Raw genomic sequence first — 18,792 nt, 5'->3', positions numbered from 1 at the left:
AAGTTTATTGGCTAAAGTTTTATCTTCTCCTCCATATATTTTATTTTCTAGCTAAGATCATGATAATAAAAAAGGTAAATGAAGCGTATTTCATTCACATCAGAAGAAATAATGAGAGAAGTACTTAAAGATTAATAAAAAGAGAAGGTGAGAAAAGAAATAAAGATTAATATCTTTGTGTCTAATTTGTTTAATCTTCAAAAGAATTAAAGTGTTAGATTTTACGATTTTCGCCTTTTCTGCATTCTTCTATTTTACTTTTAACTCTACTAATATTCTTTTGATCTAAAGTACCAAGGGTTGACTCGAGCACTTCTATGAACTTATCTATTCCCTTGTTCTCTAAAGAAGAGTAAATGTCAAGTGCTGTCTTTATACTTGCTGGAGATACGTTAAATTTCACTAACGCATCCTTTTCGTCTTTTTTCAGTTTGGCTCTTAGACATCCTATTAAGTTTCTTATCTCATTCTTTTCATCATCTCTGAGGTTATACCTGTCAATGAGTTTATCTAGATCTTCTGTCCCCTCTGGATAATCAAATTTAATAATTACAAATCTTCTAGCTAGTGCATCTCCTATATAAAAGAGGTTTCTAGCATCTACCAGGTTCATTGTAGCGATAATTCGCATTTTTCTCAATGGCTCGTTTTCCCTATTCTCCTTTTTCAGATCTTCATATATTCTGAGAAATTCCTTTGCAGTACTATCTACATTATCTCCATAGCTTTTTATTTCGTCTATAAGTGATCTGGGAATTGACCATTCATCTGGAGAAGGGCTTGAGAATATTGTTATTAACTCTCCGAAGGCTTTATCCACATCAGCCCTATTTATTTCATCTATAATAAGGAAATAGTTTCCCTCCTTCACTTTATATGCATTTACATAAGCTTGGATAAAGAGACCGCTCTTCCATATTACACTCCCTCCTCTAATGCTTTCTCCACCTACTAAGTTCCTCCTAAACCATAACGAATTCGCAGTGGCGACTTCGTAACACTCGTCATTCCCAGTAAGTGACTTAGCTACTCTTACAGCCAAGCTTGTCTTACCAGTACCTGGAGGGCCTACTAAAAGCACGTTAGTTCTCTTTACTGAACTTAAAATTAAATCCAGAGCGTTTGGGGGAAGATATAGGTCATTCACATTTATTTGTCCTGCTCCCTTACATATTACTTCTTTTTTATTTTCCTCAACTTCTTTAGGTTTACTGCCTAGCAAGCTTAGATAAAGGTCAAGAGTGGGTTTGATCTCGTCCTTCTTTGATAAAATAAAACTCTTGAAGCTATTTATAGCATCGTTATTCTCTTGGCTGTAGCACATATTTGCCTGCGAATTTGTTCCTTTTAATTCATAGCTTTCTCCAGTCCATGCATTTATGTCCTTATTTTTCCTTATACTCTCATGAAGCCAAAAGACTTTTATTCTAAATCTGAGTACCCAGAATTTACCAGAAACTTCTTTCCATCCCTTAAAGTTTCTAATAGCATCCATTTCCACGTCAGTTACTACTCCGAATCCTATTATTCCAGAACCTGTCATATATAGCATTGCAATAAGAATTTTGTTATTATCTGGAATATATCTGCTCTTATCAGTATTTAAATATACCATCTGATATCTGCTTAAAATACCAGAAATTGATGACTTATCTGCAGATCCCCAAAGTGTATAGCCTATTTCTCCCTCAAAAGAATATCTTATAGACTCTATCCAGTGCTCTTTGGAACCTATGAAAAGACAAGGTATAAATTTTCCATTTTGCACATAATCTAGGAATGTGCTAACTGCTTCTTCAGAAAAGCCTAACAAGTTCTTAAACGCGTCCCTTACTGTAAGCCAGTCCCCATACACGGAAAAAATTACCACTTTTCAGTATATATATTTTTATAAGTACTTACCGAGTATTTTATCTATCCTATCAATGTTCTCCTTATCATCTTTAACTAAAGGATCCGCTATCATCATGTACAGAACGTGATTATTATACTCGAAGTCTAACAACCCGTCTTTACTTTTAGCTATACGATCTAATCTTCTCGTTGCACCATCTTCACTATCTACATCATTCCCTCCTTCTTCTAAACCAGGATATACTAAAATTGCAGTCAGCGGATCATATTCATAAGTATATGCCATAATTTTAAACCTGCCCATAGTAATATAGCTTACCCTAGTGGAGTATTTACATTCAAAAATTATGGGTTTTCCTTGTACTACAGTAATATCGGGCCTTCCTCTGTATTTATCTGCACTTATCTCATCGTCTACTTTAATTAATGAGGAGTACGGTAACGGAGCGTTAAACATAAGTCTAAGCACCTTATCTCCTTTTATTGCTACATATTCATCTCCTTCTTTCTTTATCTCATACCCTTTAGACTCAAGGTATTTAGCAACAAGATAAAAAGTGTACAGTTCGTAAAGTTTCCACATAATGAATTTTATTAGATCCTTATTAATTTCCTCTCCTCTTTTCTTCAGTCCTACCTTAATCTTCTCGAGTTTCTCAGCAAGGAAGTACGATTTATAAGCCATAATGAGCCAGTCTGGATCTGTATAAGACGGGGGTTTAAAATAACCTTCAGGAAACTCTTCTTTAACTTCTTCTAGCTTCGAAAATTCCTTATTAAAATTCTCAATGAAGTTGAAGAACCTTAAAGGAGGAGGCGAAATTGTTATCTTCTCCTTCTTTTCTTTAATAGTAGAATATATTTTCCTAAGTAGGTAGCCTAATACTGCATATTCTGGGGCATTATAACCTTCAGTAAAAGTGTGATATGCTACTAAACCTGTAGAATATACGGGAATAGTAAGATCTACATGCAGTTCACCATAAAGATCTTCAGAATATTCTACAGCAAATTCCCTATATGTGAGTCTGCTCTGTCTTGCCTTCTCTGCAGCCCTCACTGCATCTTTCGTAATTAGATACATCATATAATAGTAGATATAGGAGAGAGTATAATCACCTATTTGTATTTCTTGTGTACCCTCAAGAGTAAGAAGGAGCTTTTCGACGTCTAATATCCCTTTATATTGTAAATAGTAATGTCCTACTTTCTGCAGTAGTTGTATATCTCTTTTGTTCACATAAATTACTACTAAAGAAGAAATATTTAAAGTAACTAGACTCTATAATTTAAATCACTTCATGCCTATTTTAAGGACAAGGAGCTTACAAATACCGTTAATGGAATGTTTTAATATAGGTTTTACTTCAAGATTGGTTCTATTCGGTGAAAGATAATTCATTAAATCTTGTATAATAACTACTAGATATCCATACTCATTAATTAGCAAAATTTAATACATCACATACAATATACTTCTACTCATTAATCAAAATTTATCTAACATTTGCTCTCCTTATTGATACAAAGTTTCCGCCAATTATCCCTCACCCAACAAAATCTTTAGCACACTTTTACCAATTTTATCTCCGGTATATTTTCCTTCAAAGTTATTCAACTCAACCCATTCTCTAAGGGATTTAAACCCTAATCTCTTTAACGCCTTCTCAATTTCTTCTTTATAATCTTCAACATTTACAAACTCCTCATCAAAGAAAGTCGCAGCCCAAAGGTTCAATAATCTCTCTAACTCTTTAAGAGGATCTGGGCTGTCATCAACTCTTATATCTAAATATTTCCCTACAGAGAAGGGGTCAAATTCTTTATTACTCTTTTCCTCCTTCCTCACAATTACTATTGCAGCACTCTGTTTACCTCTTCTATCACCACCTTTGCTTTCTCCAGCCTTTAATGCTCTAAGTATTTTCTCATAAATTTTACCCTTTCCTTCAGCTTCCTTAGCCATTGCTTCAAGAACCTCTTCTCCAGCTAAAATATTCCCTTGAACGGTGAAGTTATTACCAACGATATGAGCCGCATAAGGATAACACTCTTTCCCGGTGAATGCTGAACTATTCCCTTTAGAGTCAACAATGCCTAATTGCCTTTTTTCTCTTAAAGGATCTTCACTTGTCAGTTTTCTTAATACCTCTTCAGCTGAGTACTTCTCTAATAGTTCTAACCCTTTCTTTCCGTATTCCAAATTAGCTAACGCTTGCGTAGCTATTGCCCCTACATTTGGTTTTAACCAAGGTACGAAAGCACCCACAGCTAAAAACTTACTCGCTACTCCTACACCCCATGCCTTTTCCTCCGGGTCATATATAACTATTGAATAGGTCACAAGTACTATATCCCTCTCAGCTATTTAAACATTTAGATATATCTAAAATTTATTAGGATAAACACACAATTATTATTATGTATGATTGGTTTAAACAAATGAGGAAAGAAAGCCCAGTCTACTACGACGGTAAAGTGTGGAATTTATTCAAATATGAAGATTGTAAAATGGTGCTTAACGATCATAAGAGGTTTTCATCCAATTTAACTGGTTATAACGATAAGCTTGAGATGTTGAGGAGTGGGAAAGTTTTCTTTGATATTCCCACTAGGTACACTATGTTAACTTCTGATCCTCCTCTTCATGATGAGTTAAGGAACTTAACTGCAGATGCTTTTAACCCCTCAAATCTCCCAGTAGATTTCGTGAGAGAAGTTACGGTAAAGCTACTGTCTGAGTTGGATGAAGAGTTTGATGTTATAGAATCTTTTGCGATTCCGTTACCAATTCTAGTTATTTCTAAAATGTTAGGGATAAACCCAGATGTTAAAAAAGTCAAGGACTGGTCAGATTTGGTAGCGTTAAGATTAGGTAGAGCTGACGAGATATTTTCTATCGGAAGAAAATATCTAGAATTAATATCCTTCTCCAAGAAAGAGTTGGATTCGAGAAAAGGTAAAGAAATAGTTGATTTAACTGGGAAAATTGCTAATTCAAACTTATCGGAACTGGAGAAGGAAGGGTATTTTATCCTTTTAATGATTGCGGGTAATGAAACAACTACTAATTTGATAGGAAATGCAATCGAAGACTTTACCTTATATAATAGCTGGGATTATGTGAGGGAAAAAGGTGCTTTAAAGGCAGTTGAAGAGGCATTAAGGTTTTCTCCACCAGTTATGAGGACAATAAGGGTTACAAAAGAAAAGGTAAAGATACGTGACCAAGTGATAGATGAGGGAGAATTGGTAAGGGTTTGGATAGCCTCTGCTAATAGGGATGAGGAAGTGTTTAAAGACCCAGACTCGTTTATCCCGGATAGGACTCCTAATCCTCATTTGAGTTTCGGTTCTGGAATACATTTATGTTTAGGAGCACCTCTAGCGAGATTAGAGGCTAGGATAGCTTTAGAGGAATTTGCTAAAAAGTTTAGAGTTAAGGAGATTGTTAAAAAGGAGAAGATTGATAATGAAGTTCTTAACGGTTATAGGAAGTTAGTGGTTAGAGTAGAAAGAGCATAGTAAGGGAAAACGATAATGCTGACCTCTTCCCCGCCCTAAAGGGCGAGGGTTCCCTTAGGGCGGTTCATAGGTTTGTGGTTTACCACCTTCATCCTCACAACTTCATAGCTAGTGGGTGCGTAAAGCACCCACCCCGCTCCGTTCGTCCAGCGGTAGACCACAGGCTGGGTCTTCAGCCCATTACCCCTATCCCTCACCAAGAGTTGCCCTCTGCTCTTGGCTCTTGGGGACTCGGGGATATGTAGTTCTGTGCGGGGACACATATCTTCAGTATGCCCACCTTTGTGGGCTTCCCCGCACTTTATTAATAGTTTTAAGCTAAGATTAAAAACTTTACCCCGCCTTAAAAGGCGAGGCTTGCCCCGCGTTTTGTCAGCTAAAGCACTTTTCAAGCTTTATATATTGTATGAATTTGTAGAAGCTATCTAGGTTCTTTAAAATCTCGAATTCAAGTTTGTCAGCATACTCATCCAGCTTATATTTTTCATACTGATAGTGTGTCTTTAAATACTCAGCTGGATTAGGATCAAGACGTCTTGTCAAACTATATACTATCCAGTCCTCTATCTGATAGTTAAAAATAAGGAATTTTACTTTTTCACAATTATTTATTAGATTTTTGAGCTTATTCTCCTCCTCATTACGTTCCTTCCATCAGCGTCCTTTGTTATAATTATTATATCACATAAAGTACATAATACCCTAACTATCTTGACAAGTTTATCATAATGACTTCCCCTATATGTATTATAAGAACTCCCCGTATTATATACTTCGAGGTCAGACGCTTTACAGTAGTGTTTCAACTTGTATATTATTTTCCTCAAAAAAATGTAACCGTAAGTATCCTCAGAAACAATACACACCTTCATCTAAATTGCACCGTAAAAATATGCATCACTTAAGGTAATTCCATTCTTAACTAGAAATTCCTTTAACTCCTCATCTTTTTTATTAACTCTCCTAACTTTAGTAGACAAACCTTCTTTTGATACTAATACTAAATATGAAGGTTTAACCAAGTCGATGACTGCTGGTGAGTGTGTTGAAAGTATTATTTGTGTGTCATTAGAGAAATAATCAAAAACATCGAGAAGTCTCTCAATATACTTTAGGTGAAGTGAATTCTCGACTTCATCTATGGCTAGAATTTTAGGTTTGAGTGCTAATGCAGTCATTATGGTAAGCATTTTTATAAGCCCACTAGGAACTGATGGAGGAGGTACTATAACACCGTGATCGTTAACATATAGTATAACGTTTCCCTCATCAGATAGTTTAAATGAAATTGAGTATCCCTCCTCTTTAAGGAATTCATCAATATAGCCTGGGAGATTACCTTCAGAGTATAGGTTATGTAGAACCTTTACCATACCCCTTCCATTAATATCAATTGCTGTAATCTCAGAAGCGTGAATTGGTGAAATTGCTTCATAGGGATCTACACGTAAAACCATTATACCAGTCAAAAAATTATATACTGAGTTTAACACCATTACTTTATCTCTGGGCAGTCTGGCTAAGTTAACGAGATTTAACGCACTATATTCTTCATTAAGTCCCTTATATTCCTCATTGTTAATTATTACCTTATCTTCACTCCTTTCAAGGTTTAAATCCTTCATCATTAATATCTCTTTGACAAACCTCTCTCTATGCACCTCAAGAAGGTAATAAAACTCGTCAGAGTTAATCTCAATCACTATGTTTCTCCCCAAGTCCTTACTAAATACAACATTATCATAGCCCCACCATAGTCCGAAAGGGGACATCCCCAAAATTTTTGAAACCAGATTTCTGATTAAGAGTAATGATTCTATTATAGCGGTCTTTCCAGAGCCGTTAGGGCCAACTAGCACATTAATTTTGCCTAGTTCAATTTTAACATTTTCAAGACTCTTAAAGTTCTGGATTGATAACTCCCTTATCACAACTTAAATTTATTCAGCGAGATATTATAGTTTATCTAAAGTAATCGCTTTACGCTTACACTCATAACCACATCTCGTTATCGTTTAACTATTTATATTTCTCTAGAATTTTTAACATTCAATAATGCCTTAATTTAATATAGTTGTAAAGAAAGAAAAGATTATTTATTTAATTTATATCAAACGCAGTACTATCTTTACTCGAATCGATTAACCTTTTAAATTAACCAAAGTAGGCTAGTTTATGAGGTTCTTATAAAAAATTGATGAAAGGTTATATGAGAGGTTAAAAGCTAAAGCTTCTTTAGAAGGAATCTAAGTCGAGGAGGCAATTAATGAAGCAATAAAGCTCTAGTTAGAGAAATAGAGTGATAATATTGTCCTACCAGAAAAACAGTTTTGGGATGTAGTTTATGAAGCTGACTTCTTCACCGCCCTAAGGGCGGTTATTCCCCTCATCTGTTAGGGACTACATCCCCCATTTGAGGGGCAGACGAGAGGGTCCGAGACCCCTTTCTGTTAAGATTAACTACGGCAATAACATCCCTATCATTCTCATAACCACACCTAAACTAACGATATGAAACTTCCTATATAGGAAATTGTTGCACAAGGTTTACCTCAAGTTGAGGAGTTGTTTTTGCAAATCTCAGTTGACTCTATGTACCCCTTTTTAGCAACGTGAAATTAATTCGATATTCTTTGCTCTCTTAATAAAAATATATTTAATTATATTCGATATTATAAAATATATATGGTTTTATTTGAATGGTACTGGTTTTGCTCAATTTTGGCTAATGTTATTAGTCTCAGAAAAAAGAGATTCCCATACTGACTTAAACAAACTATTAGAAATCATTCATCATAATTTTAGGAAACATTTACAAGAAATAGACTTAGCTAAGTGTTATAAACGAATAAAGAACTTTATAACTAGTAGTCTTAAGTATAAGAACAAGCTATGTAGTTTAATAGTAGTTAACACTTAGGGTTGAAAATGTCATGGAGAACAAGTTAATGCAAATCTTGGAAGGATTATTAAACGAATTCGAAAAATGGAGAAGTAGAGAAAGCGATAGAGTACCAACTATAATACAAATCCACGATAGTATAACCAGAAATGATCCTAATACAGAACGTGGTATAGTCAACTTAGATACTATAGGTATTACAATATATTCTGCAATTGAGAACCTTAGTCTTTATCATGATATTAGTAGGAGTTTAGCAGTGTTAACATATCGTTTAATAACTTCCCATCCGTTCGTTGATGCGAATAAGAGAACGGCCTTCGTATTATTGTTAGACATCTTATATGAATTATTTGACAAGGAAATTCCTCAAGATTTAGAAGAAGAATTGATAAAGACCTTAGCTGAAGTAGCCGATAATCCGCCGGAAGAAGACGAGTATGCAATAAACAAAATAAGAGAAACTATACGGCAGATTATTGAAGGTTAATTTATTTATCTTCGTTCTCTTGTCCATTTTTATACTTCCTTACATAAAGGACTTTTCCATGAATTTTCAATATTCCAGTTCTATCAAATTCTGCTAACGCATCTAAATATTCCTTATGGGCTTTTATAATATAGTTTATTCTGTTTTGCATCCTTTCTAGGATCTTTTTCTGCTCTTCAGTCAAATTATGCGATACTACCATTTTAAATTTCCCTATACTACTTGTATATTTTCACCCTTATAAAGGATAATTATATGAGGTTTCTGACCCAACTACACTCTAACAGCTATTATATTCCGTCATCGGGTTATCTCCCCAAAGCTAATAAAAACTGGTATCAATTACTGATCCAAAGGGAAAACGGTATTTATACTACAAAATATATAATCGTTACTTCTATTATCTAGTCCACTTTTAGTATCTTAAGTTAAAACTATCATGAGAAAGACTATGAAGAGTCTTCATCAATAGAATGATGTTTGTTATCTTAGAATTTATATATCTGTGTTGCATCTATAGACGAAGTGATATAGTGATTACTAGTTTATACTTATTAGAAAGAGGAAGTATTTATGTTATTACTAGATGCTGCTAATAAAGCAGTTTTGTGAGTATTTCTTTCACCCATGATCAGAGGGTTAGAGGTTAGAAATATTATTTTGAGCTACAATGGAGAGGAAGTGTTGACTATAAGATGAAAGCATAATACTTTATTTATCAAATTCTTACTAGTAACATAATGAGAATAAAAGTTGAGAATTTTGGACCTATACAGAATGCTGAATTTGAGTTAGGGGATACTACCATAGTTATAGGCCCTAATGCATCTGGAAAGTCATTTCTCTCTTATCTTTTATATTCTCTATTTAGTAGTGGAGTTAATATAGATGATGTAGGTTCCAAAGTAATAGATTCAAATAGCAAGGAGTTTGAAATAGGTTCTTACATTGACGTAATAAATGAGGTTCTATCAAACAGTATCAAGAGAAGGCTAGAAGAAGTGTTTGGAGTTAATGTAAAGAAATTAATTTCATTCGGAGCCAAAGAGTCAAGAATTGAACTTACAAACTCTCTCGGTACCCTTTACGTAACTATTACTGACAAATTTCAAGTTGAAATGAAAGTTAATAGGCAAATATCTGTAAATCTGATAGAAAGAACTGACTCTCCTCACGGTTCTATTAGTATTGGAGTTGATAGAAATGACAAGATAAAAGGACTAAAAGTATACTACGGAAGTGCTCTGCCTTTTTACGATGAAGAGACAAAAAAGAGGTCAAAAACAGATTTAGACCGTAATCTAACGTGGAGAATAGCTGACGTACTGCTGAGATTATTTTTTGAGGTCTATCATTCAACTGTAATTTTACCTACAGAGAGAAACGTAGTGTTGTCTAATCTATTCAGTTATTTATCTCAACAAAGAAACTTGAACAAACCTATTATAAAAGAGTTCATAGACTCCTTGCTTTCAGTAATTAACTTAATGGACTTATCTGAAAAACGGGAATTGAATGTAAGTATGGGAAAAATAAACTTTATGTATAAAGTGGGTAAGCCTATACTAATAGAAGTTTTTGATAGAGGTGAGGAGGTTCCTTTGTCTCTTCTTTCATCGGGTTACTCCCAGTTAATTCCCATACATCTTATGGCCTATTTAGGGGAGTTCATGATAATTGAGGAGCCTGAACTTAATCTCCATGCAGGAGCACAAATTGACATTGCTAATTATTTAAGCGACCTTGTGATGAGTGGGAAGAAGTTTTTCCTAACTACTCACAGTGATATATTTACGATTCAAATAGCTGTCAACTACGTTAAAAGGCTTAAAGGCAAAACGTTAAAGATATACTTACTAAACGAAGGGAAAATAGAAGAGATTAAATACACTGAAAAGGGAGACGTTGAAGAAATTCCGACAATCTCCGATGCAATTAGACAACAAGTGAAGGAAATATACGGTGAATGAATTGAATAGATTTTCATGTATTGATTATGATTTAGTATGCGATGAAGGAAAGAAAGCTGATAGCGTGTGCTTCTACATAGAAAACTGTAGAAATGTTAAGGTATATATTGTAGAGAAAAAAGCTACTATTGATCTTCAATCCAGTAAGGGTATGAAGGCGTTTGAGCAAATTGAACAGACCGTAAATAATCTTTCGTCTGAAATTTAAAGTGTATTAAAATTGCGGTAGCTGGTAAAGTTACGCAAGGCCAAATAAGAGGTTCAAGATTCCAATCTAGTGGAGATATACTTATTTATTCTTATGAAAGGATTTCAAGATTGTCAAATCTCAGTATAGAGGAACTTATTGCTAAATACGTTTATGAAAATAAGAAGTAAATTCTCTTATCAACATCTTCTTCGCAAAATTTATCAAAGACAGATTTTGCGATTTTAATATCTCATGTCATCATTAGCAGTATACTTTATATTTATCTCTCCAGTCCTCTTGCGATTATTTGATATAATGTATTTTGCAATATACTCATTCATAAATACAGAATCTAATTAATACCTAAATAAGCTTTGACTAGCGATGGTAAGAGCTATTTGTCTTAAGCTTAATAACTAGTGATTACTTTAGATAAACGAAATCTACGAGTGTTAAAATAGAAAATCATTCCACTCCTCTATGTTATATGTATTTATAGATAAGAACTTTTTGCGATGAAGCTTCATCTTCTTTATTAACGCGAGGTTTAAGAATTCTTAAAGAGGTGTTATTCGTATAATCTTTTAAATTTAAATGTAGAATTTACAATTATGATAATAGGAAATGTAGAGATTCAAGGATTCAGAGGACTTAATGTGAGTACTAAGCTTAAAAGGGTTAACATTGTAGTTGGTGAAAATGGTACTGGAAAACTTCCTTTCTTGAAGCGATATTTTTATCAGCTCTTTTCCAATCGGATATGAATGATAGTGACATTATTACATCATTTACATATGCGATGAGTAGTAGGGGCGATGAACTTTCAGCCTTTCTGTCAATTTTAGATAGTGTAGTAACCCTTGATGATAGTAAAGTTACTTTTAAGAGGAAGGATCCGTATAATTTGGAGGTACACGTAAATGATGATAAAGTCGCAGAAATAAATGTGAAAACAGCGTCATTAAGTATGGAGGGACTGTCTGGTCCAGTATTATTACCTTTGGTAAGAATCCATAAGAGGGTGAATAAAGGGTATTCGCCGATATATATTTCAACTTTCTTTGATAATAGTGGTAATCCTGAAAGGATTTTCAGTATTGCAAAAAGGAAAAACAAGGAGATTAAATCTAAGTTCGAAATATTACAAGATGAGTATGGACAATTTAAATTGTATTATGATTCTTTGCCAGCTTATGTTATGGGTAGGGGTATTCTTAAAAGAGAGATGATAAAGTTTGGTCTTGTTGCTTCTAACTTATTGCTTATAGACGAAATTGAGGACTCTTTACACCCTGACTTAATAATGCAAATCCTTAACGATATTAAGCAAAGCAACACACAAACTGTATTTACAACACACGTAAATGAAGTAATAAAAATGGCTTCTAAGGTATTTGACGAGAATGAGATTACTATACTTTATTTGACTAGGAGAGGATATAAGACATATAAACTTTCGGATGTTTCAGAGTTCGAGAAGCCCTTAAGTTGGTTAGGGTATGTGTGAATATAAATGTTGCATTGCGATAGAATCTTTGTTGAAGGATCTTTAGATAAAATGCTTCTGGAGAAGATAATCTCATATCATTAAAATAGGGAGATTCGGAGATCCTTTGCAAATTGTAATATTCTCATAGAGTTAGAATAATTGTATGCTATTATCTTCGTTAAGTCCGTGGTATAACTCCTTGGTCTCTCCAATTATCAATGTACAGTCAATTATTCAATCTCGAAGTGAGAAAATAAAGTGAATTCGCAAAAGAACTGTGAAAGACCCTTAACACATTAAAATACTATTACTAGTAAATTTTTCAGTTTTCAATGTTGTTATTCAGCTATCGAAGATTTAAATAATTATTGTTAGTATATTAACAAGTGGAGGAATTTAGTGACTTAAATCCTTGGTGGTACAGTGATAATTGGAAGGATAAGCACATAGAGGATTGGGAATCACAAAAAATAAAATGGAGACCTAATTGGATTGATGAGATTTCTCTCACTCCTTTCAGCTTAAACTTCATCTATGGACCTAGGCAAACTGGAAAAACTACAGGACTTAAGATAATGATCAAGGAATTAATAGAAAAGGGAAAAGATCCTAAGTCGATATTTTATCTTGATTTAGACTACATAGCTTCTTTTCAAGAACTTAGGGAAATTATTTCAGAGTTTATAAAGGAGAAGAGGAAAAGAAAGGTAGAAAGTACTATTTTAATACTTGATGAAGTAACCTCTGTTGAGGACTGGTGGAAGATAGTAAAGTATTACATAGATAAAGGAGAGTTCTCCAAAGACGTGATCATTGTCAGTGGTTCATCTTCATTGGGAGTAACTAAAAGTGTCGAAAGATTTCCCGGTAGAAGAGGGTATGGAAAAGAGGTACTAGTGCTTCCCCTCTCTTTTCCTCAGTTTGTAGAAGTCCACGGATATAAGATTGATAAAGTGTTGACTGATTCCGCTTTAGCCTTATCTCTTTTTGATGAATATAAAAAGAAGGGAGGATTTCCTAAATCAATAAATGAACATAAAGATGCTGGTGAAGCATTAATATACGGTATAATCTCAGAAATATTTAAGGCGAAAAGGGAAGTAGGAAAGGTGCAAGATATTCTTAGATCTATTATGACTAAAATCCCTTCTGTAATGTCTTTCAATTCAATTGCAAATGACTTAGGGATTTCGCATTTGACGGTTGAGGATTATGTTAAGTTATTGAAGGACATATTTTTAGTTGATATAGCTTATTATAAGGTAGGAAATGAAGTAAACAGAAAGAAAGAGAAGAAGATATTTTTCAGAGACCCCTTCATTTATACGACTATGGCTAAGTGGGTTCACAGAGAGGTTAGAGAAGAAGCAATGCTTGAACATATTGTCCAAGAACATATGTTAAGAAAGTTCGGTGAGGTGTTTTATTTTAAGAATAATCGTGAAATAGACGTGATAGCAAATGATTATAAGATAGAGATAAAAAAGGAAAGGTCGCATAAAGGATATCCTAAAGAGGTCATCGTTTTATCTGAAGATGATATTCCACTTTTTCTATTGAGAGAAGCTAGAGGATAAATTGTTTCGAAAATTCATAAACAAGACAAGATGCTTAAAAACAAGATAAAATAAATAATAGTTAAAAGAACTAGTATTTTCCCATATTTTCTTTGTATTAATATACTTTCATATAGAATGGTTTCATGATTAGCCTAATTTCAAAAAGAGGTATTAAGTAGTTAGGTGATTGATTCTATTCTAATAAATTAATCTAAAAAAGACTTACTTCGATGAAGCTTTATGAATCGTAAAAGGATATGCTAAAAGATAAGAAATTATACATTACTTTTGCTATAATTGATAAAGTAAAGAGAGTATATGGCCTAATTGTGACATTATCAGTTTTGAATAATTTACAACAATTAATCCTTCTTGGCGGCTAACTTCTTCTCTTTTTAATATAATCTTCAGCCCTAATGAAATTAGCACCCCCTTTCTTAAATGCATTAAACATTGATGGAGTAAAGAAGTGAATTTCTAATGGTAACCACCAGGGTAATCCTTTATTTTCAAGTAATTCAAAAACTCTTCTAACGATCTCTTTTCTCTTATCAGGAACCTTATCGACCAGAATCGCAACATCAATGTCACTCATTACGGTGATTTTTCCTTCTATTATTGAACCGAAAAAGTATATCTCAGCTTTAACATTATATTCATCAAGTGACTTTCTAATAGCCTCATATATTACTGGAGATATTTGGGGGAAATTAGAAAGGATATACATCTTTTCCTTAACAAATTCAATGTATGGCTCAAGCTTCATATTAAGTTAAATAGCTTCTCCATTATATTTAAACACTCTTTAGCATCTTCCTCGGTATAATCTATCGAACCATATCTAGTCTCAGTGTACCCCTCTTCTAATTCCTTCAGCAAATCTCTATTTTCGCTTATAAATTCCATTATCTTTTTATCCCGTGTATATTTGTAGATAATTGAAAGCAAATCTCTTATTCCATGAATTCTGGGTATAAATCCAAGATTCCTCAGCATATACGCTTTAATTCTAAGCTGTACAGCTTGTTCTGCATAAAAACAAGATATGTCGTAATATCCCTCATTATAAGCATTAATAGCATCTTTCCTAAACTTTTCAGCTCTCCTCAATAGTCTACTTACATCATCATAACTACCCATTGTTATTGAATCAGTAAAAGGTGTAAAAAAGTTTTATTATTTTATGCGATTCTTTTCTGTTTTATTCAAAATTGGATCAATCAATATAGAATTAATCTTACAGAACGAAAGTAAATTCGATTAAATTATGGATAGAATAGCAATGACTAATGACGATGCAATATTTTTGTTAATTGATAGATTAAAGCTAAGTAAGGTCAAGTTTAAGCCAATGTTTGCTGGAGGATATTTCAGAGGCCGATTATTAGAACATTCAGATAAGCTTATCTCATGTGATAAATAATTCCCAATTTAGTTTGTTATATATAACAAGCTTTAATGATTTATTTTACGATTGAATAACAATTTTAGGTATATGTGAAAATACTGAAAGATGAATATCTAAATATATTGATATGATTTATATTAAATTTTTTAGAAAAAGTTGAATAACAAATAACTAGAGAAGGAGAGGATTATTTCGTCTTGCAACTGACTGAATAAAAAGAGGTTAACCTAATATTATGAATAGTAACCTATCTAATGTAAGGAAGGAAATTGTTAGAGAGAGGAAATATTTTTAAATATTCATATATATATATTATTATGAAGTTAATAGAGAAGTTAATATCCATTACGCCTGAGAAAAAGGTTAGGGAATTAGTAATAGGTCTAGGTTGGACTGTGGTTTTGTCAAAATACGCCGGTATGGCAATGACTTATAAGTCAAATGAAGAGCCTAGAAATATTGAATCCCTACATGAGATAGACACTAGGAAGTTAGCAGAGCTCTTAAAAAGTTGGAACTTCCTTGAGGCTTCTATTGGACTTGCTGCTATTAACTCTACAATTCCACCGCCTAAAAGTTATAAAGTTGCTAATGCTCTCGATCTAGCCTTTCAAGAAAGTAAGGATAAAACTGTGACAATGGTTGGTTACTTTCCAGGTTATGTAGATAAGTTTATGAAAAAAGCTAGGCATTTTTACGTCCTTGAACTTAATCAGAATGTGCTTAACACAAGCAAAAATATACTCTTTTCCTTTGCAGCTGAGGAGGTTATTCCTAAAAGTGATATTGTTATCCTTACTGCAACAACTATAATAAATAAAAGTATTGAAAGACTTCTACAATTGAGCAAATCCGCAAAGGTTTATCTAGTGGGTCCATCTTCACCCTTGACTGATGTTCTCTTTGATTATGGTATAGATGTTATTGGCGGTGTTATGGTTAAAGATGAGGAGAAGTTAGTTAGAGCTATAAAGAATGGTCTTCATTTTCCTTTTTCCGATTATATGAGGAGACAAGTACTAGAAGAAGTCGTAATTGAAAATTAGTCCGTGGAAAATTTACATATTCTTTTCTAATATTTGCAAGGGATTAGTTCTATCTTAAGATGTTAAAAATAGGCTAAAGTCATTCCTGTTCGTGTAGATATCGTTCAGAATTTTTGGTACTCCTTGAAGCTGGTGCTAATTGCATATAAAATTAAGATATATAAATATTATATCGCAGATAAGTTAGATCTTGATGCTGAGAGGTAACTAGCATAATTTTTGGGAAATGTAAAGTATTTTTCTCTATAGATGTCTTTTGGAAAATTTTAAAAACCCACTGGGAAATATTATCTTATGAAAATATTTCTTATTATTCCAGTTTTGAGTGTGGAGATAGTGTCGTCATTAAGCTATTTATATTTGTATTATGAGTATTACTTATGGGTAGGAAGCCTGTAATTAGGCATGATATAGCTTGTCCCTCTTGTGGTAGTCATCACGTCGTTAAGTGTGGTAAGCCTCTTGGTAGGCAGAGGTTTCTGTGTAGGGATTGCGGTAAGTACTTTCTTGCAGACGCGGTTTATCACCACCACTCTAAGGAGGTGAGGGAGGAGGCTTTGAGGATGTATACTAATGGTATGAGTATGAGGGCTATTTCTAGGGTTCTTAACGTACCTCTGGGTACTGTTTTTACTTGGGTTAAGCGTTATGGTAAGAGGAAGTATGAGAAGCTAGTGGACTTGTGGAATAAGGCTAAAGAGTTGGTCAAGGGTAAGGTCGTTACTAAGGTTGTTGATGAGATGTGGACATACTTGTACAGAAACACTAGGGCTTTCTACAAGTGGGTGTTTACTTGTCACGTGTACACTAGGCTAGGGTTATACATAATTTACTCTGTGGGTGATAGGGATGAGAATACTTTCAGTGAGGTTAAAATGTACTTGCCAGATGATGGTAGATGGGTGAGTGATGATTACAACGTTTACTTTTGGTTAAAGGATCACACGGTAGTCTCACCTGTTAACCCCAACGAGTCCTTTCACTCCTCACTGAGGGATAGGCTCGTACGTTTCAAGAGGGCGACGAAGGCTGTTAACAGGAGTATAAATATGGTGAAGTATTCTATAGCGCTGGTCTTGTGGGAGAGAAGGCTAATCCCAGAATTTGTAGCTTAATGACGACACTATCGAGTGTGGACAACAATTTCATTCATTTGTAATTTATTCAAAATTACCTTAAATCCCTCTTCCTTTTAAACACTTTAATTATACAATAAAAATTCAAATAGAGATTAAAATTGTAACACCTTTTACTATCAGAAAAGAGATCCGACGATAAATTGAAACTAAATTTACATTCTATATAATTTATATCAAATTAAAAATATTGTTGCCCACACTCCCAGTTTTAATCTTAATTGCTTTATCTTCTGTGAATGTGGGAACTATTAATACAGCATTAAATCCTTCTTACGGCATATATTATAACGGTAAAATATACTTTATAGCACAAGGGGCAGGTGAGTTACAAATATTGGAAAATAACAGTATTGTATCAACAATTAATCTACCTAATTATCCAAACCCTTTTAGGCTTACAATTTTAGGTGATGATATTTACATAGTATATGAGAGTGGTCATTTAATAGAACTTAAAAATGATACCCCAGTCTGGAATTATTATATTTCTGATGTAGGTAAATATCCGGCAATAATATCAGCAGGTAATTATGTAGTAGTTACTGCATCATGTGGTGATAAGGTCTACTTCATAACACTAAATCATCATATTAATAACGTAACCGTAATGTCTGATCCTCAGGCTTTGGCTTATGATAACTATACTAATGTAGTTTATGTAGGTGGTTACGGTAGCCCACTAATCTACGGAATTTCCTTAAATAACTTCAAAATAGTCCAGAACATTACACTAAATGTAAGTTCTGTAGAAGCAATGGTTTTTGTACCTCCTGATGAACTTGCAGTATCTCCGGGGCATCATTATTTCGAGATAATAAACTTAACTAACGGAAAAGTAATAGCATTTGATTCACTCCCATATACTTTAGGTGCAATTAACGGTTATGCTTGGATGTGTTATATACCTTACGATAATGATATTGTTCTCTCAATTCCACACGATAGTGATACTGTAGTAGTATTTAATAGCAAAGGGGGACTCGTTGAAGAGGTTACTGTAGGTTCTGATCCCAATGGTATAATTTATGATCCACAAAACCATTACATCTACGTTATAAACTATGGCTCATCAACAATAAGCTACTTCCCAGCTCCTGCACCTAGTACTACCACTAAACCCATACCTAAACCAAACTATACACCATATTTTGTTGCTATAGGTGTAGTGGTGGCAATTCTAATGATACTAGGTGTAACTCTCTTCGTGAGGAGGAGATAAG

19 protein-coding genes and 2 pseudogenes are annotated in these 18,792 nt (G+C 33.7%); 11 read left to right on the top strand and 10 right to left on the bottom strand.

What is annotated here, in order from left to right; translation table 11 throughout:
* Window positions 1-214 precede the first annotated feature (214 nt).
* The 3 genes from STK_RS06390 to STK_RS06380 all read right to left on the bottom strand — a co-directional run bounded on the left by STK_RS06390 (window position 215) and on the right by STK_RS06380 (window position 4,198).
* Window positions 215-1,855: an McrB family protein gene (locus tag STK_RS06390; RefSeq protein ID WP_052846493.1), complete on the bottom strand. Its 1,641-nt coding sequence runs from the start codon at window positions 1,853-1,855 to the stop codon at window positions 215-217.
* A 33-nt stretch (window positions 1,856-1,888) separates the two neighbouring features.
* On the bottom strand, window positions 1,889-3,094 hold the full coding sequence (locus STK_RS06385) for a hypothetical protein (RefSeq protein WP_010979167.1): 1,206 nt from the start codon (window positions 3,092-3,094) through the stop codon (window positions 1,889-1,891).
* A 300-nt stretch (window positions 3,095-3,394) separates the two neighbouring features.
* Window positions 3,395-4,198, bottom strand: a complete 804-nt coding sequence (locus tag STK_RS06380) for a DUF1028 domain-containing protein (protein WP_010979166.1) — start codon at window positions 4,196-4,198, stop codon at window positions 3,395-3,397.
* A gap of 77 nt (window positions 4,199-4,275) precedes the next feature.
* Here STK_RS06380 and cyp119 point away from each other — a divergent pair, with 77 nt between their 5' ends.
* Window positions 4,276-5,379 (top strand): cytochrome P450 Cyp119, encoded by a 1,104-nt coding sequence (cyp119, locus tag STK_RS06375; protein ID WP_010979165.1) that lies wholly within the window; start codon window positions 4,276-4,278, stop codon window positions 5,377-5,379.
* Window positions 5,380-5,414: 35 nt separating this feature from the next.
* On the opposite strand, the pseudogene STK_RS15930 reads toward cyp119, so the two are convergent.
* The 4 genes and pseudogenes from STK_RS15930 to STK_RS15665 form a co-directional block, all read right to left on the bottom strand.
* A pseudogene (locus tag STK_RS15930) lies at window positions 5,415-5,678 on the bottom strand (hypothetical protein); the annotation flags it as partial.
* Between the two features lie 312 nt (window positions 5,679-5,990).
* Entirely contained in the window at window positions 5,991-6,251 is a 261-nt protein-coding gene (locus tag STK_RS06365) for a hypothetical protein (RefSeq protein ID WP_052846492.1), read from the bottom strand.
* Window positions 6,252-7,310, bottom strand: a complete 1,059-nt coding sequence (locus STK_RS06360) for an AAA family ATPase (protein ID WP_010979163.1) — start codon at window positions 7,308-7,310, stop codon at window positions 6,252-6,254. It abuts the gene before it with no gap.
* Window positions 7,311-7,765: 455 nt separating this feature from the next.
* Window positions 7,766-7,876 (bottom strand): annotated as a pseudogene (locus STK_RS15665) (transposase); the annotation flags it as partial.
* Between the two features lie 436 nt (window positions 7,877-8,312).
* On the opposite strand from STK_RS15665, the gene STK_RS06355 reads away from it, so the two are divergent.
* Entirely contained in the window at window positions 8,313-8,771 is a 459-nt protein-coding gene (locus STK_RS06355; RefSeq protein WP_010979162.1) for a type II toxin-antitoxin system death-on-curing family toxin, read from the top strand.
* A 1-nt stretch (window position 8,772) separates the two neighbouring features.
* On the opposite strand, the gene STK_RS06350 is transcribed toward STK_RS06355, so the two are convergent.
* Complete coding sequence (locus STK_RS06350) at window positions 8,773-8,973, bottom strand: hypothetical protein (protein ID WP_052846491.1); 201 nt, start codon at window positions 8,971-8,973, stop codon at window positions 8,773-8,775.
* Window positions 8,974-9,511: 538 nt separating this feature from the next.
* On the opposite strand from STK_RS06350, the gene STK_RS06345 reads away from it, so the two are divergent.
* The 5 genes from STK_RS06345 (at window position 9,512) to STK_RS06330 (ending at window position 13,997) form a co-directional block, all read left to right on the top strand.
* On the top strand, window positions 9,512-10,741 hold the full coding sequence (locus STK_RS06345) for an AAA family ATPase (RefSeq protein ID WP_010979161.1): 1,230 nt from the start codon (window positions 9,512-9,514) through the stop codon (window positions 10,739-10,741).
* Between the two features lies 1 nt (window position 10,742).
* The gene (locus tag STK_RS06340) at window positions 10,743-10,949 is read left to right on the top strand and encodes a hypothetical protein (protein ID WP_198429763.1); all 207 of its coding nucleotides are present in this window, start codon (window positions 10,743-10,745) and stop codon (window positions 10,947-10,949) included.
* A 593-nt stretch (window positions 10,950-11,542) separates the two neighbouring features.
* Complete coding sequence (locus STK_RS15660; RefSeq protein WP_232616531.1) at window positions 11,543-11,695, top strand: DUF2813 domain-containing protein; 153 nt, start codon at window positions 11,543-11,545, stop codon at window positions 11,693-11,695.
* Complete coding sequence (locus STK_RS06335; RefSeq protein ID WP_010979160.1) at window positions 11,692-12,438, top strand: AAA family ATPase; 747 nt, start codon at window positions 11,692-11,694, stop codon at window positions 12,436-12,438. The genes STK_RS15660 and STK_RS06335 overlap by 4 nt, the downstream gene beginning before the upstream one ends.
* Before the next feature lie 368 nt (window positions 12,439-12,806).
* On the top strand, window positions 12,807-13,997 hold the full coding sequence (locus tag STK_RS06330; protein ID WP_010979159.1) for an ATP-binding protein: 1,191 nt from the start codon (window positions 12,807-12,809) through the stop codon (window positions 13,995-13,997).
* Between the two features lie 361 nt (window positions 13,998-14,358).
* Here STK_RS06330 and STK_RS06325 read toward each other — a convergent pair whose 3' ends face one another.
* Together STK_RS06325 and STK_RS06320 are read right to left on the bottom strand one after the other, a co-directional pair.
* The gene (locus STK_RS06325; RefSeq protein WP_010979158.1) at window positions 14,359-14,745 is read right to left on the bottom strand and encodes a nucleotidyltransferase domain-containing protein; all 387 of its coding nucleotides are present in this window, start codon (window positions 14,743-14,745) and stop codon (window positions 14,359-14,361) included.
* Window positions 14,742-15,119 (bottom strand): HEPN domain-containing protein, encoded by a 378-nt coding sequence (locus STK_RS06320; RefSeq protein WP_010979157.1) that lies wholly within the window; start codon window positions 15,117-15,119, stop codon window positions 14,742-14,744. Before STK_RS06320 ends, STK_RS06325 begins: the two co-directional genes overlap by 4 nt.
* 127 nt (window positions 15,120-15,246) lie before the next feature.
* On the opposite strand from STK_RS06320, the gene STK_RS15220 reads away from it, so the two are divergent.
* From STK_RS15220 to STK_RS06305, 4 genes are all read left to right on the top strand, one after another.
* Window positions 15,247-15,402, top strand: coding sequence for a hypothetical protein (locus STK_RS15220; RefSeq protein WP_198429762.1), 156 nt, complete (start codon window positions 15,247-15,249; stop codon window positions 15,400-15,402).
* Window positions 15,403-15,704: 302 nt separating this feature from the next.
* Window positions 15,705-16,433 carry a DUF364 domain-containing protein gene (locus STK_RS06315; RefSeq protein ID WP_010979156.1) on the top strand — a complete coding sequence of 243 codons (729 nt, stop codon included), beginning with the start codon at window positions 15,705-15,707 and terminating at the stop codon, window positions 16,431-16,433.
* Window positions 16,434-16,813: 380 nt separating this feature from the next.
* Complete coding sequence (locus tag STK_RS06310) at window positions 16,814-17,548, top strand: IS1-like element ISSto9 family transposase (protein ID WP_010979155.1); 735 nt, start codon at window positions 16,814-16,816, stop codon at window positions 17,546-17,548.
* Window positions 17,549-17,762: 214 nt separating this feature from the next.
* The gene (locus STK_RS06305; RefSeq protein ID WP_198429761.1) at window positions 17,763-18,791 is read left to right on the top strand and encodes a YncE family protein; all 1,029 of its coding nucleotides are present in this window, start codon (window positions 17,763-17,765) and stop codon (window positions 18,789-18,791) included.
* Window position 18,792 lies beyond the last annotated feature (1 nt).

This window comes from Sulfurisphaera tokodaii str. 7, from assembly GCF_000011205.1.
In the GTDB taxonomy this organism is placed as follows: Archaea; Thermoproteota; Thermoprotei_A; order Sulfolobales; family Sulfolobaceae; genus Sulfurisphaera; species Sulfurisphaera tokodaii.
Note: the sequence above shows the minus strand (reverse complement) of the source record. Positions and strands in the feature narration are given on the sequence as shown.